Consider the following 14,820-nt stretch of genomic DNA (forward strand, 5'->3'; position numbering starts at 1 on the left):
CAATAAACACTGACTAAGCAATCATTGAATAAGGATATTGAAAATGATCGATGCCACGATGACAAAGCGAATGGAAGAAGCGACACGGCTAACCCGCGCGGGAAAACTGCAAGAGGCCATGGCTATTCTCCAGGGCGGCGCCCCCGTAGTGAGAGGCGCTGACACGGCTGAAACTTCCTACCAGAAAGGCAATACCTTCGACGGAACCTGTGAGGTTATCGACGAAGAAGCCACCGTATCAAAGCCAGAACCTGCAGAGTCGCCAGCCGGAGCATTCACGCCCGGCGATATTAAGGTGCCGGCTGCCTGGCGGGATAAGTGGATGAAGTTTCGCGGTGGCATGGCGCCACCCGAGCAACCGAGTGCCAGTGAGGAAGCAAAGCCAGGGGCGTTCACTGCCGGTCGGTTTACCAACCATGTGGGTACCCGTGATTACAAACTATATATCCCCAGCGGCTATACCGGTCAGGCGCTGCCGCTGGTGGTGATGCTGCATGGCTGCACGCAGAATCCCGATGACTTCGCTGCCGGAACCGAGATGAACCGACTGGCCGAAGAGCAGCAGTGTTGTGTGCTTTATCCGGCCCAGCCGATGACCGCCAATAGCTCGAAATGCTGGAACTGGTTCAAGGCCGAAGATCAGCAGCGCGAGGGCGGTGAACCCGCAATTATTGCGGGTATGACCCGCCAGATCATTGATGCCCATGGCCTTGATGAATCCAGAGTCTATGTGGCAGGCCTTTCGGCAGGCGCCGCCATGGCTACCACCCTGGCGATGACCTACCCGGATCTGTTTGCGGCGGTGGGCGTGCACTCTGGACTACCCCACGGCGTAGCCCAAAGCCTTCCTGATGCCTTGGGCGCAATGCAGGGTGGCACAGGGCCTCTCGGCGGTGGGAAAGCGAAAGGGGCCGGTTGGGCATCGGAAGTGCCTGCTATTATCTTTCATGGGGATCGTGACACCACCGTGCACCCCAGCAATGCGGAACGCGTGGCCGCCCAATACAGCACGTCGCGTCAAGCAGGGGCGACGGTAGAGCAGGGGAAGGTGGCCAATGGCCATGCCTATACCCGTACCACGCATCACAATGAGAAGGGCGAACCACACATGGAGCAGTGGTGCATCCACGGCGCGGGCCATGCATGGTCAGGAGGTAGTAAAAAGGGCAGCTATACCGACCCTCAAGGCCCTGACGCTACCCGGGAAATGCTGCGGTTCTTCCGTCAGCATCGGCAGATAGTGTCATAGAACGGGCCGATATTCGCTCACGCGCGGGTAGGGTAGATACTCTTTGATTATGTATAAAAGTTGACAATAGTTTGCAAAGGTTGAGTTACAGTTTTCATTTTTGTCGCCTAAAATCCTAGCTCTTTTACTTATTAGGATGTGGCTATGCTTTCCCGGTTCAAGATCGGCACTCGCTTAGCGTTAGCCTTTGGCTTAGTTTCGCTATTTCTTTTGGGCACCTTAGTGGCGGGGGTGGTAGGTATCACCGTTACTAAGGATACAGCTCAAAAAACCTTGGACACCGATGTTGCCCTAGCGAGTAATGCTGCTGAGATTCAGCGGTTGGCATTGCTTGCTCGTCGTTATGAAAAGGATATGTTTATCAATATCGACAGTCCCGAACGAATAGCGGACTATCAGCAACGTTGGGTGGCGGCCATTGAGGCAATTCGGACTGCCTTTCAGACAGGGGAAGCAATTTCTACTCAAGATAGTTTAGATGCCCTCTATCAACAGGCACAAGGCGCTCTTCAGGGGTATGAAGAGGGCTTCATGCAAGTGTATCGCCGGATCGAGGGAGGCAGTATTTCCGATACCTCGCAAGCCAACCAAGCGTTTGGTGAACATAAAGAAAGTATCTATCGGCTGGAGGAATTGGCTGATGAAATCAGCTTGGTGGCGGATTCGGGCGTTCAAATCGCTAATGAAGCGATAAACGCTGAGTACCGGTTAGCGCTTTGGCAACTGTGCATCTTCGCGGGAGTGGCGCTGTTGATGGCAGTGGCACTGGCTATCACCATTACGCGAAGTATCGTACTGCCGTTACGAAGAGCCGTTGAGGTCGCCCAGCATGTAGCAGAAGGAGATTTACGCCACGATATAGTATTCACCGGACGTGATGAAACAGCGCAGCTATTGAGCTCTATGGCTCACATGAGCAAAGAGCTTACGACGCTGGTCGCCTCACTACGTGACTCAAGCGAAAATGTCTTGCACGGCGCCAATGAAATTGCCCAAGGCGGGCAGGAACTTGCCTCTCGTACTGAACAGCAGGCAGCCGCCTTGCAGGAAACGGCTTCCAGCATGGAAGAGATGACGGCCACGGTTCGCCAGAACAGCGATTCAACTAAAGAGGCTGATACGCTGGCTCATGCTTCGGCAAAGCAGATGAACAGTGGCGGTGAAGAAGTGGCACGCAGCGTGGCGTTGATGCGTGAAGTGACGGCGGCCTCACTCAGTATGAACAAGATCGTCGAAGCCATCGATGCAATTGCCTTTCAAACCAATATTCTGGCACTAAACGCCTCCGTGGAAGCGGCGCGTGCTGGTGAGAAAGGTCGTGGGTTTGCGGTAGTGGCCACCGAAGTTCGTTCGCTAGCAAGCCGCAGTGCCGCGTCAGCCAGCGAAATTCGAGGCATGCTGGATGATACGCGCAACAAAATAAAGCTGTGTTCTGATCAAGCGGAGCGAGGCGCAACGACCATAGGAGAAACGGAAACGATGATCCAACGCCTAGCCTTGCTGATGGCTGAGGTGTCCTCTGCGACGCGCGAGCAAAGTAGTGGTATCGAGCAGATTAATACGGCGATCACCGAAATGGACTCAACGACACAGCAAAATAGTGCGCTGGTTCAACAGTCGACGACCGCAGCATTTTCTCTAGAAGAACAGGCCGGGCGGCTTCGCGAACTGGTAGCAGCGTTTCAAATTGATGACGCGAAGCTGAACCAGCTATCAGCCCACACGCCTGCCATGGCCTTACCTTCGAGAGCCACGCAGGAGGCGTTTTAATCAGCAAATGTGTGTGCGTATTCCACTGGAATGTGAATTTGGTTGGCTAGTCAAAATACCGTCAAAACGATAGATACAATAACGGCGCCTTAAGGCGCCGTTATTGGTTACCGCTATGCAACACGTGCAATTTACGCAGCGGGTTTAGCTACCAGCGAGCGGGTCTCTTCGCGGGCTTCGGTCAAGATGACGCGAAGCGGGTCGCCAAGTTTGTAGCGCTCTTCGCCTTCGATCTGTATACGCCCTTCTTTATCATCAATGACCACTTTGCTGCGGTCACTGTGCATTAGGGGGGCGGGCACAAACGCTGTTGCGCCGTTTTCCAGCAGCCGAACGCGCATGCCGCCACGGTTGATAGCCATGATTTCGGCTTCAAACGTATCCTGGTTCTGCGCAGCGGGCGTCAGGTAACGTACATAGAGCCAGTCTTTTACATCGCGCTCGGCCATGCGATTCAGGCGGCGACGCTCCGTCAACTGCTCGGTGAGCTGCTGGGTAGCCTCGGCAGGCGCCTGTTCGCCTTTCAGCACGCGCTTGATCAGGCGGTGGTTGACCATATCGCCATACTTACGAATTGGCGAGGTCCATGTCGCGTAGGCGGCCAGGCCTAGGCCAAAGTGCGGGCCGGGCTGTGCGGACATCATGGTGAAGCCCTGGAAGCGGCGTAGACGCGCATCCAACCAGGCATCATCGCGGCTTTCCAGCGCACGCTTCAGCTCGGTGTAGCGGGCCAGTTCGGTGAGCGCTTCGCGTTCGACCACGATCTCCTGACCTGCCAGGAACTCCTGGGCGGCTTCGGCTTTTTCTGGCTCAAAGGCACGATGCACGTTAAAGATACCGTGACCGATATGCTGGGCCAGGAAGTCCGCGCAGCAGGCGTTAGCCACGATCATCGACTCTTCGATCATGCGGTTGGCAATGCGACGCTCTTCGGTGCGCACCGCCAATACGTTGCCAGCGGGGTCGAGGTCAAACACGTAGTCAGGGCGGTCTTTAAACACCAGCGCATGTTCATTGCGCCAAGCGGTACGCGCTTCGGTCAAATCACGCAGCGCGGTGAGCTGCTCGGCAATATCATCCGCCGGGGCCCAGTCGCCTTGGCCTTCGATCCAGTCGGAGACATTGTCGTAAACGAGCTTGGCGTGAGATTTAACGTTCGCCGCAAAAAAGCGGTACTCGCCCAGGCTGCCGTCGGCATTGATATCCAGCGTACACGCCAGCGCGGGGCGATCCTTGCCTTCCCACAGCGAGCAGAGATCATCCGCTAGCTGCTCGGGCAACATAGTGACGTTCTGGCCGGGCAGGTAAACGGTAAAGGCACGGGTGCGGGCTTCTAAATCAGCCGCATGGCCCTCTTCCACATAAGCGGTGGGGTCGGCAATCGCGACACTCAACTGCCAGCCGCCTTCTGCACGAACAGCGACGTGCAGCGCATCGTCCATATCGCGGGTCTTTTCACCATCGATGGTGAAGAAGGGCGTGGACGTTAAATCTTCGCGAGTCAGGCCTTCATCCATCAGCGGCCAGTCGGTGCCCGCATCGGGGCACTCTTGCTCCAGCGCATGGCGGGCAAGTGTGACGCGCCATGGCACTGCCGCATCATCGCTTTTAGCGACCAGCTCATCAATTTGGGCAAAGAAGGCGCGGTCATCGGCTTTTAGCGGATGGCGCACCAAGCGAGCAATGACCCAGTCGCCGTCAGCAAAGGTGTCTTCATCAAGGTTGTTCTTAATCCGTGCTTTGATAACGTTTTTAATCGACGGATGGTCGGGAACCACGGCTAAGCGGCCTTCGCGCTTCTGCACGCGGGAAACAAACCGATCCAGCCCAGCTTCAATCAGCTTCTCGGGCTCAACGGATTTTTTGTCACCGTTCTCGTGAATAACCGCTTCTACACGGTCACCGTGAAGCACTTGCTTCATGGCGGGCGGTGGCACGAAATAAGATTCACCGTCGTCGGTTTCGAGAAAGCCGAAACCCTTGTCGGTGGCTTTGATCACCCCTTCAGCACGGGGGGTGGTTTGACGAATCTGTTGCTTGAGCTGGGCAAGCATGGAGTTATTCTGAAGCATGAGCTCAATCAGTTGGCGAGAGTTAGGGTGCCACTATACGGATTCCCGCTGGCTGCGCCAATTGTCGCCATGCGAAGTTGGCCCCAGTGACGGCACGTCAAAGGCTTACATGCGTTCAAGGGAATCGGTTAAGCTAAATGCCCATACTCATGGAGCGCGTTATGACACCCCGCCTGATTGTTTCTGACCTGGATGGCACCCTATTAGGAAGCGACCATACTCTGCACGAAAGCACCATCGATGTGCTAAGAGCATTGGTGAAGCAAGGCCATCATATCGCGCTCGCCTCTGGCCGCCACTATCACGATATGAAGGTGTTTCGTGACCAGTTGGATATTCCCGCGCACTTGATCAGCACCAACGGCGCCTATGTTCACGACCCGGAAGATACCTTGCTGGCGGCTAATCACCTTGAGCCTGAACATGCGAAAACGCTGATTGGTTTGCCACGCCCGCCCCAGGTGCGCTTGAACCTCTACCGAGAAAGCGGCTGGCATATAGATGCAGAGGCACCGCATCTATTATCACTTCATGCCTCTACCGGGTTTGGGTATGACGTCGTGCCGCCGGATCAGATGGATATTAATGGCGTGGGCAAAGTGCTCTATCTAGGCGATCCAGAGGCGCTGAAACAGCTGGAAAAGCAGGCTCATGAAGCCTATGGCGATGCGCTACACATCACCTACTCGACGATTGACTCCCTGGAGATCATGGCGGGCGGCGTTAACAAGGGCGTCGCGCTAGCCTCACTGCTGGAACGTTTAGAATTAACGGCAGCCGATTGCATGGCATTTGGTGACAATCTCAATGACACCGAAATGCTTGTGTTAGCCGGAGAAGCCCAGGTAATGGCCAACGCTCACCTTGAGCTATTCGAACGTATAAAGGGCGCCGAGCGCATCGGCCACCACAGCGAAGCGGCTGTTGCCGAGTGGTTGAAAAAACGGTTTGGGCTTTAGCGACTAGGTAAAGGCAACGGTAAAAACTAATGCAACCTTGGTCGTAGCCGTATTGCTACTACTTATCTCCTCGACCATCATCAAGGCCCAATAACGACAACAGTGTAGGGCTGACCCCGCTGCGATGACGACAACCCCTGCCACTTTGATTGTGGTCGACGATGACCCGGAAATTTGTGAACTGCTTGCTGACTACCTGGGGCGCCATGGCTATAGGGTATTCACGGCGGACGGCGCGCAGGCGTTGCATTCGCTGCGTGCTGAACACGCCCCCGACTTGCTGATTGTCGATTTAATGCTCCCCGGTGACGACGGCTTTACCATCTGCCGCGACGTCCGAAAGCACAGCGATGTGCCGATCATAATGCTCACCGCCAGTGCCGATGAGACCGACCGTATCCTTGGTTTGGAAATGGGCGCGGATGACTACTTAGGCAAGCCGTTTAATCCCCGCGAATTGCTGGCGCGCATTAAAGCGGTACTGCGACGCACCCGCAGTGCTCCGCCAGCGTTGCCTGCGGGGCAGGCGCGCTGGGTCAGTTTCGGCCATTGGCAGCTCGACCGTATGACCCGCGAGTTGATTGATTTGCAAGGCGAGCGTGCCGCGCTTTCGGGGGCTGATTTTCAACTACTGCAGGTGTTTTTAGAGCACCCGGCGAAGGTGCTGACACGGGATGATCTCTATGCGCTTACCCGGGGGCGGGATGCGCCGCCGCTAGACCGCTCCATTGATGTCCACGTTTGCCGCCTACGCCAACGGCTGGGTGAAGATGCACAGCACTCGCAGCTGATTCGAACGGTGCGCGGGGCAGGCTATGTGTTAACCGCCCAGGTCGATGCATTAACGTGAGACTCTTGGAGTGGGCAACCATTCGTCGACGCTTATCCCGACGAGCTGCCCGCTGGCTGCCGGCGTCGCTGCGCGGGCGCTTTGTGATCATTATGATCGCCGGAGTGCTAGTCGCCCAAGGGGCCAGCTACGCGATCTGGACTTCCCAGGTGCGCTCCAGCCACTTGGCACAGCTGGATGAGCTGTCCACCAATATGGCGTTTAGCATCGCCTCTACCATGAAGTTTTTCCGCTCACTGCCCGTGGACTACCGCCATATTGTGCTCGATCAACTGCGCAATATGGGCGGTACGCGCTTTTTTGTTAGCGTTAATGAGCGCAGGCTGACCATCGACGATATCGGCTCGGGGCCGGAAAAAGAGGTGGTGGTGAACAACGTGCGCTCGGTGCTCACCCAGCAGCTCAATATTGACGACGTGATTGTCGAGTTCTCCCGTCCTGAAAACCTGCGGGTGCTGAATAATGAAGTGCTGCTATATGACTTACCGCCCCGCTGGGGGCAGCACAGCCTGCTGATGGAGCCACTCTCGCCGCCGATTCTTGTGGTTCAACTGGAACTTGCTCCAGGCACCTGGCTTTATGTGGCCACGCTGCTAGGCGTACCGGATATTTTCAGCGGCTATCGCTGGCTTTCTGAAGAGCGTTTGCTGGTCGGGCTATTGGTGCTGCTGAGCGTGCTGGCGCTTTCGCTATTGGGCATTACCAGTGTGACTCGGCCATTGGCGCGGCTTTCACGGGCAGCGAATCAGTTGGGCGATGACTTGGATATGCCGCCTCTCAAAGAGAGCGGCCCCAAGGAGGTCGCCGCCACCGCCGCGGCGTTCAATCGTATGCAGCGGCGTATTCGCGAGCAGATTGAGGAGCGCGAACGGCTGTTTTCAGCAATTTCCCATGATTTAAAGACCCCCTTGACCCGCATGCGTCTGCGCGCCGAGATGCTCGATGACGACTACCAGCGCGAGCGCTTTTGCGCTTCATTGGATGAACTGGATAGCCTCGTTAAAGGCGCCTTGGCCTCGGTAAAAGGCTTGGATCTGCACGAAGAGCCCGCGCCCGTTGATCTAACGAACCTGATCGAAGAGTTGGCCGAAGAGCTTAGCCTTCAAGGCGGTAAGGTCACTATCGAAATTAAAAGCACTCACCCCATCGCAACACTGATTGCCAAACCGCTGGCGCTTAAGCGCTGCCTGGCGAATCTGCTTGAGAATGCAGTGTTCTATGGCAAACAGGCGGATGTAGAACTCGTTGATCACGGTAACGGGGTCACCATGCGTATTCGTGACCACGGCCCAGGTATACCCGAAGAGCAGTTGGGACGGGTGTTTTCGCCCTTTGTGCGCTTAGAGCCCTCTCGCAGTCGACACACCGGTGGTAGCGGCCTGGGATTGGGCATTGCTCGGCATATCGCCCGTGCTCATGGCGGCGATATTACGCTCGCCAACCATGCTGATGGTGGGCTGGTGGTGACGCTCATGCTACCCCGCCAGGAAACTATTACAGGTTTGTAATAAAACCCCAACACTATGCAGTACTCGGTAACTCCCGTTGACGCACGCCTTGGCGTAACCTCTTGGATGTCGAACGTCCGAGAGGACAATAACAATATAAGGAGTGACTCCATGTCGACGTTTAAGAAGACGACCCTCGCGCTTGCTTTGGCAGGCGCCACGCTCGCCACTAACGCCCAGGCCAGTGACGTCGAAGTGCTGCACTGGTGGACTTCCGGTGGCGAAGCCCGCGCCGCCAACGTGCTTAAAGAATTAATGGAAGCTGAAGGCTACGGCTGGCAGGATTTTGCCGTGGCCGGTGGTGGCGGTGAGACCGCCATGACGGTGCTTAAGTCTCGTGCAATGTCGGGCAACCCGCCCTCCGCCGCCCAGATCAAAGGCCCCGAGATTCAGGAGTGGGGCGAGCTGGGCCTACTCGGTGACTTGAACGGCGTTGCCGAAGCGGAAGGCTGGGACGATCTGCTGCCAGACGTCGTGGCCGATATCATGCGCCACGATGGTCAATACGTGGCGGTACCCGTCAACGTGCACCGGGTAAACTGGTTGTGGGCCAACCCGGAAGTGTTGGACGCGGCAGGGGTGGAGATGCCCACCACGCTGGATGAGCTATTCGAGGCAGGTGAGGCGATCCGCGAAGCGGGCTTCGTCCCGCTGGCTCACGGCGGTCAAGCTTGGCAGGACGCGACGGTCTTCGAAAGCGTGCTGTTAGGTGGCCAGGGGAGCGAGTTTTATCAGCAGGCATTGGTAGAGCTAGACCCTGAAGCCCTCGGCGGCGAACAAATGATCGATGCCCTTGAAGACTTCAAGCGTACCCGCGAACTGATGGATGAAGGTATGCCCGGTCGCGACTGGAACATTGCGACCGCCATGGTGATTGATGGAGTGGCTGGGTTTCAGCTGATGGGCGATTGGGCGAAAGGCGAATTCACCGCGGCTGGATTAACCGCCGGGGAAGATTACCTCTGTGCCGCAGCGCCGGGCACCGAAGATGCGTTCACCTTCAATATCGATAGCCTGGCGATGTTCCGTGTCAGCGACGACGAGGAGCGCGAAGCGCAACAGGCGTTAGCCCGCTTGGTGCTTGAGCCTACTTTCCAGGAAGCGTTTAACCTTGCCAAAGGCTCGATTCCGGCGCGGCCTGATCTGGACATGAGCGAATTCGATAGCTGTGCCCAGCAGTCGTTGGCTGATTTCCAGCGCACTGCCGAAGAGGGTGGCCTTGTGCCCAGTATGGCCCACGGCATGGCCGTACGTGCGGATATTCAGGGCGCCATTTTTGATGTGGTCACCAACTACTTCAACGACGCCGATATGCCAGCTGAAGAAGCGGCAGAACGTATGGTGAGCGCTGCCGAAGCGGCCTCTTTCTAGGCTTTTCTAGCAATAGCGTTCTTTAGGCGCCGCTGCAACGGCGGCGCTTATATTGTTTAGCAAGGGCACTATGTTGCTTGGCAAGGATACTTCTCCATGAGAGATTCCCTCCCCATGAAAAATACCTCTGCGACGCCTTTAGGGGCTGGCGCTAAGCGCTCGACGCCATCCGCTGGTTTGCAGGCGTGGCTGCCTCGCCTGGTGTTGGCACCGTCGGTGGCCATTTCGCTGTTCTTTGTTTACGGCTTCATGCTGTGGACCTTCGTGCTCTCGCTAACCAGCTCGCGCATGCTGCCCAGCTACGACTTTGTCGGCTTTGGTCAATATGCACGCCTGATGGCAAATGAGCGCTGGTGGGTCGCCTCGACCAACCTGATGATTTTTGGCGTGCTGTTTGTGGTGATTTGCCTGGTGATCGGTTCGCTGCTGGCGATACTGCTCGATCAGAAAATTCGCCAAGAGGGCGCACTACGTACGATCTATCTTTACCCCATGGCGCTGTCGTTTATCGTGACCGGGGTGGTGTGGAAATGGCTACTCAACCCGCAGCTGGGCATTCAAGCCATGGTTCAAGGCTGGGGCTTTGAGTCGTTTCGCTTTGACTGGATTGTCGATCCGGATAGGGCCATTTATACCCTGGTGATTGCCGCCGTATGGCAGGCGTCGGGCTTTGTGATGGCGCTGTTTTTAGCCGGGCTGCGGGGTATCGACGACAGCATTATTAAAGCGGCGCAACTAGATGGCGCCAGCTTGCCGCAGATTTATTGGCGCGTGGTGATGCCGTGCCTGCGCCCGGTGGTGTTTAGCGCGGTGATGATTTTGGCCCATATCGCGATCAAGAGCTTTGACCTGGTCGTCGCGCTTACCGGTGGTGGGCCTGGCTACGCCACCGATCTACCCGCCACCTTTATGTACGCTCATGCCTTTACCCGGGCGCAGATAGGTTTGGGCTCTGCCAGCGCCATGCTGATGTTGGGCGGCGTGTTGGCGATTTTGATTCCTTATCTCTACTCCGAATTAAGGAGCCGCAAGCATGGCTAATGTGATTCGTCGTCAGACGCCCGCTGCGCGGCTGGGTCGTGGCCTGCTCTATGGCGTGCTGATCCTCGCTGCGCTGTTCTATATTCTACCGCTGGTGGTCATGCTGATGACCTCGGTGAAGCCGCTAAGCGAAATCAGCGCCGGGTCGCTGCTCTCGCTTCCGCAAAATCCCACTTTCGCGCCGTGGACAAAAGCCTGGGGTGAAGCCTGTACCGGCATGCGCTGCGATGGAGTTGGCGGCTACTTCTGGAACTCCTTTGCGATTGTGATTCCAGCGGTGCTGATATCCACCACCATTGGCGCTCTTAACGGCTACGCGCTGACCAAGTGGCGCTTTAAAGGGTCTGAATTAGTCTTCGCATTGATGCTGTTTGGCTGTTTTATTCCCTTTCAGGTGGTGCTGCTGCCCATGGCGCAAACCCTCGGCTGGCTGGGTATCTCCAGTTCCCGCGCCGGTTTGATTCTGGTTCACGTGGTCTTTGGCATTGCCTTCACCACGCTGTTTTTCCGCAACTTCTACGTGGGTATCCCTAACGAGCTAGTCTCGGCGGCGAAGTTGGATGGCGCGGGCTTTTTCCGCATTTTCTGGCGTATTCTGCTACCGGTTTCAGCGCCGATCATCGTGGTGTCGGTCATTTGGCAGTTCACCCAAATCTGGAACGACTTTCTGTTTGGGGTGGCGTTCTCGGCCCACAACACCCAGCCCGTTACCGTGGCGCTCAACAACCTGGTGAATACCTCCACCGGCGTTCGCGAGTACAACGTGGATATGGCGGCAGCGATGATTGCCGCGCTGCCCACCCTGGTGGTGTACGTGCTGGCGGGAAAATACTTCGTGCGCGGGCTGACAGCAGGCTCCGTGAAAGGCTAATAACAACTAGGTGAGGGGCAACCATTTCTAGAAGGTCAGAAGCAGCCCTCCGCGGGGGCGCTGTGAACCCATCCATGGGCGCTACTTTCGCCATCCATGGCGAAAGACCCCCGCTACGGGCTACTTCTGACCCTCCAAATGAGTGGGTTTTGTCAGTCGCTTTACAATAGGATTTTCATTATGGCAGCGTTAGAAATCCACAACGTGCGCAAAGAGTTCGGCAGCGAGCGGGTGCTCAAAGACGTCAGTATTTCGATCGATTCCGGCGAGTTCCTGATTCTGGTTGGCCCCTCGGGCTGCGGTAAATCCACGCTGATGAATGCCATTGCCGGGCTTGAACCGGTGACCTCCGGCAATATTTATATCGATGGTGAAGACGTCACCTGGCGCACCCCTGCAGATCGGGATATCGCCATGGTGTTTCAGTCCTACGCGCTTTACCCCAGCATGACAGTGCGCCAGAACATCAGTTTCGGGCTTGAAATGCGCAAGGTGCCCAAAGCCGAGCGGGAAGCGGCCGTAGAGCGTGTGGCCGACCTACTGCAGATCACCCATCTGCTGGAACGCAAACCTGCCCAGCTCTCCGGCGGGCAGCGCCAGCGCGTGGCGATGGGGCGTGCTTTGGCGCGGGAGCCCAAGGTGTATCTGTTCGACGAGCCACTCTCCAACCTGGACGCCAAGCTGCGCGTGGATATGCGCACCGAGATCAAAAAGCTCCACCAGCGCCTGGGCACCACCATTGTTTATGTGACACACGACCAGGTCGAAGCCATGACCCTGGCCGACTGCATTGCGGTGATGCGCGATGGACATATTCTGCAGCTGGGCTCGCCGGATGAGGTCTACAACAACCCGGTGGATATGTTTGTGGCGGGTTTTATGGGCTCGCCGTCGATGAACTTTATTCGCGCGACTCTGGAAGATAACAACGGCGGTTATCAACTGCGCATTATCACGCCGGGTGAGGATGAGCTGGTGCTACCCTGGCCAGAAGAGCGCATCGCCGCAGAGATGGCCGAACGGCTTAACCAGTCGGTCATTCTTGGCCTACGCCCAGAGCACTTCAGCGAAGAGGATGAGCGGTTAACGTCCCAAGCCGAAGGAACGCTGCTAAGCGCCAGTGTGGCGGTGGTAGAGCCTACCGGGGCGGATATCTTGCTGCGTTTACCCCTGGGCGAACAGGAAGTGACCGCCCGTGTTGGGCCTAAATGCGCGGTGGCGGCGGGGGAGCGCTTATCGCTGCGGGTTGATATGGGCAGAGCGATTCTGTTTGATGCCGAGACCGAGCAGCGTATTGCCTAAGCGCCTGGGTTCGAACTTGGTCTGAATAATTAGGCCCCTTGCTGATTGCAGCGAAGGGGCCTTTTTTTACACTTGTCTAACGGCGTCAGCTTCTGGTGTCACTTACGAATAAGCCGCAGCTCGCCATTGAGCGCCTTGATGATCGAGTAGCACATCAGCAGCATCACAATCGAGAACGGAATAGCAGTGGCGGTGACCCCGGCTTGAAGGGCGGTCAGACCACCGCCAATCAGCAGCACAATCGCGATGAGGCCCTCGATGACCGCCCAGAACATCCGCTGAGGCCGCGGTGCATCGATTTTGCCACCGGCGGTGATGGTGTCGATGACCAAGGAGCCGGAATCCGAGGAGGTGACAAAGAAGATCAGCGCCAGGACGATACCCAGGGTCGACATCAGGCCCGTCAACGGCAGTTCGTTCAACATGCCGAACAGCGATAGCTCAGGCCTGTAGTTATCGATCACATACTCTTTCACCAGGCTAGCCGCCGGGTCAGCATAGAGCTGTTCAAGCGCGGTTGAGCCAAAGACGCCCATCCAGATAAAGATAAACAGACTGGGAACCAGCAAAACGCACAGAATAAACTCCCGCACCGTGCGTCCCCGGGAGACGCGGGCGATAAACATCCCAACGAAAGGTGCCCAGCTAATCCACCAGGCCCAGTAGAAAATCGTCCAGGACTGACGGAAGGCATCGTCTTCACGACCGAAGGGCGCGGATAGAGGAATAAAGTCCGTCACATAGGTAGTAAGCCCCGACCAGAAGCCGGTGAGCGCCAAAAGCGTGGGGCCAGCGAAGAGCACGAAAAAGAAGAACAGAACGGCCAGAATCATGTTGATCTCAGAGAGCTTCTTCAAGCCACCCTCAAGACCGCGCCAAACCGACACCAGTGCTACCGCCGTCACTAGAATGATAACGATAACCTGGGTCAAGATGCTGACTTCCAGGCCAAAGACGAAGTTCATCCCCGCATTGGCCTGTTGGGCGCCGAGCCCGAGCGAGGTGGCCAGCCCGAACAGGGTGGAGAACACCGCGAGAATATCGATCACATGACCCCACCAGCCCCAGACACGCTCACCGAGAATGGGAAAGAAGGCCGAGCGAATCGAGAAAGGCAGCCCCTTGTTGTAGGTAAATAGCCCCAGCGCCAGTGCCATGACGATATACACCGCCCAGCCATGGATACCCCAATGGAGATAGGTACCCGCCAGACCCATGGCGCTGGCGTCATCAATAGCCGCTTGGTTCAGCGCCCCATCGGCTCCGAAGGGCGGTGTGATGCCCAGGGGGAGCGAGACATTGGCGTGGTAAACCGGTTCGAGCACGCCGAAGAACAGCAGGCCGATACCGATGCCCGCGGTGAACAGCATGGCGAACCAGGAGAGATAGCTGTGATCAGGCCGGGCATCGGCCCCGCCCAGTCTGACGGAGCCATAGGGCAGAACCACCAGCGCTAAGCAAAACAGAATAAAGAAATCGACCAGAATCATGAAATACCAATCCAGCGTGCCCGTCGAGAAGGCAACAATGGACTGAAAGACGCTCTCCGCTCGTTCTGGAAACAGCAGGGTGAGGACGATGAAGATAGCGGAGGCAAGCGCGGATACCACAAAAACGCGGTTGTGGATATCGAAACCAATGGGGCCGAACTGCCCCTTGATATTGTCCTGACCGACGACATAGTCGGTCTGCATGTCGCTCGTTACCGCAGGCGATTCTGAATTATCGGGATGGTTCATACACTACGTCTCCTCATTGGAGGATGCTATGTTAAACATTCATCATGAGGATAAGTAGCGTTGAATCCCATCTTATGACCGAAAAGAG

Annotated in this window: 11 protein-coding genes; 9 read left to right on the forward strand and 2 right to left on the reverse strand. The window is 56.7% G+C overall.

Translation table 11 applies throughout. The features are described from left to right. Positions 1-43: 43 nt before the first annotated feature. On the forward strand, positions 44-1,249 hold the full coding sequence (locus AC5TBW_RS05135; protein WP_495511037.1) for an extracellular catalytic domain type 1 short-chain-length polyhydroxyalkanoate depolymerase: 1,206 nt from the start codon (positions 44-46) through the stop codon (positions 1,247-1,249). Positions 1,250-1,393: 144 nt separating this feature from the next. Continuing rightward, on the forward strand, positions 1,394-3,019 hold the full coding sequence (locus tag AC5TBW_RS05140; protein WP_495511038.1) for a methyl-accepting chemotaxis protein: 1,626 nt from the start codon (positions 1,394-1,396) through the stop codon (positions 3,017-3,019). Positions 3,020-3,150: 131 nt separating this feature from the next. Here the strand turns inward: AC5TBW_RS05140 and AC5TBW_RS05145 are convergent, their stop codons facing one another. Then, positions 3,151-5,091: an exoribonuclease II gene (locus AC5TBW_RS05145; RefSeq protein WP_495511039.1), complete on the reverse strand. Its 1,941-nt coding sequence runs from the start codon at positions 5,089-5,091 to the stop codon at positions 3,151-3,153. A gap of 161 nt (positions 5,092-5,252) precedes the next feature. On the opposite strand from AC5TBW_RS05145, the gene AC5TBW_RS05150 reads away from it, so the two are divergent. From AC5TBW_RS05150 to AC5TBW_RS05180, 7 genes are all read left to right on the forward strand, one after another. Further along, positions 5,253-6,050, forward strand: coding sequence for an HAD family hydrolase (locus AC5TBW_RS05150; RefSeq protein ID WP_280106143.1), 798 nt, complete (start codon positions 5,253-5,255; stop codon positions 6,048-6,050). Positions 6,051-6,174: 124 nt separating this feature from the next. After that, positions 6,175-6,900, forward strand: a complete 726-nt coding sequence (locus AC5TBW_RS05155) for a response regulator (RefSeq protein WP_495511040.1) — start codon at positions 6,175-6,177, stop codon at positions 6,898-6,900. After that, positions 6,897-8,408, forward strand: coding sequence for an ATP-binding protein (locus tag AC5TBW_RS05160; protein ID WP_495511041.1), 1,512 nt, complete (start codon positions 6,897-6,899; stop codon positions 8,406-8,408). The genes AC5TBW_RS05155 and AC5TBW_RS05160 overlap by 4 nt, the downstream gene beginning before the upstream one ends. Before the next feature lie 111 nt (positions 8,409-8,519). Further along, positions 8,520-9,779, forward strand: a complete 1,260-nt coding sequence (locus AC5TBW_RS05165) for an ABC transporter substrate-binding protein (protein WP_495511042.1) — start codon at positions 8,520-8,522, stop codon at positions 9,777-9,779. 114 nt (positions 9,780-9,893) lie between these two features. Next, positions 9,894-10,820 carry a carbohydrate ABC transporter permease gene (locus AC5TBW_RS05170; RefSeq protein ID WP_495511916.1) on the forward strand — a complete coding sequence of 309 codons (927 nt, stop codon included), beginning with the start codon at positions 9,894-9,896 and terminating at the stop codon, positions 10,818-10,820. After that, positions 10,813-11,691, forward strand: coding sequence for a carbohydrate ABC transporter permease (locus AC5TBW_RS05175; protein ID WP_280112599.1), 879 nt, complete (start codon positions 10,813-10,815; stop codon positions 11,689-11,691). The genes AC5TBW_RS05170 and AC5TBW_RS05175 overlap by 8 nt, the downstream gene beginning before the upstream one ends. 180 nt (positions 11,692-11,871) lie before the next feature. Beyond that, positions 11,872-12,993, forward strand: coding sequence for an ABC transporter ATP-binding protein (locus AC5TBW_RS05180; RefSeq protein WP_495511043.1), 1,122 nt, complete (start codon positions 11,872-11,874; stop codon positions 12,991-12,993). A gap of 98 nt (positions 12,994-13,091) precedes the next feature. Here AC5TBW_RS05180 and AC5TBW_RS05185 read toward each other — a convergent pair whose 3' ends face one another. Beyond that, the gene (locus AC5TBW_RS05185; RefSeq protein WP_495511044.1) at positions 13,092-14,732 is read right to left on the reverse strand and encodes a BCCT family transporter; all 1,641 of its coding nucleotides are present in this window, start codon (positions 14,730-14,732) and stop codon (positions 13,092-13,094) included. Positions 14,733-14,820: the final 88 nt, after the last annotated feature.

The sequence above is a fragment of the Vreelandella sp. ssv genome, from assembly GCF_059448525.1.

Coding starts and splice junctions, on each gene's coding strand:
- AC5TBW_RS05180 (WP_495511043.1), top strand. CDS start 11,872: ATGGCAGCGTTAGAAATCCACAACGTGCGCAAAGAGTTCGGCAGCGAG.
- AC5TBW_RS05140 (WP_495511038.1), top strand. CDS start 1,394: ATGCTTTCCCGGTTCAAGATCGGCACTCGCTTAGCGTTAGCCTTTGGC.
- AC5TBW_RS05165 (WP_495511042.1), top strand. CDS start 8,520: ATGTCGACGTTTAAGAAGACGACCCTCGCGCTTGCTTTGGCAGGCGCC.
- AC5TBW_RS05135 (WP_495511037.1), top strand. CDS start 44: ATGATCGATGCCACGATGACAAAGCGAATGGAAGAAGCGACACGGCTA.
- AC5TBW_RS05170 (WP_495511916.1), top strand. CDS start 9,894: ATGAAAAATACCTCTGCGACGCCTTTAGGGGCTGGCGCTAAGCGCTCG.
- AC5TBW_RS05155 (WP_495511040.1), top strand. CDS start 6,175: ATGACGACAACCCCTGCCACTTTGATTGTGGTCGACGATGACCCGGAA.
- AC5TBW_RS05175 (WP_280112599.1), top strand. CDS start 10,813: ATGGCTAATGTGATTCGTCGTCAGACGCCCGCTGCGCGGCTGGGTCGT.
- AC5TBW_RS05150 (WP_280106143.1), top strand. CDS start 5,253: ATGACACCCCGCCTGATTGTTTCTGACCTGGATGGCACCCTATTAGGA.
- AC5TBW_RS05145 (WP_495511039.1), bottom strand. CDS start 5,091: ATGCTTCAGAATAACTCCATGCTTGCCCAGCTCAAGCAACAGATTCGT.
- AC5TBW_RS05185 (WP_495511044.1), bottom strand. CDS start 14,732: ATGAACCATCCCGATAATTCAGAATCGCCTGCGGTAACGAGCGACATG.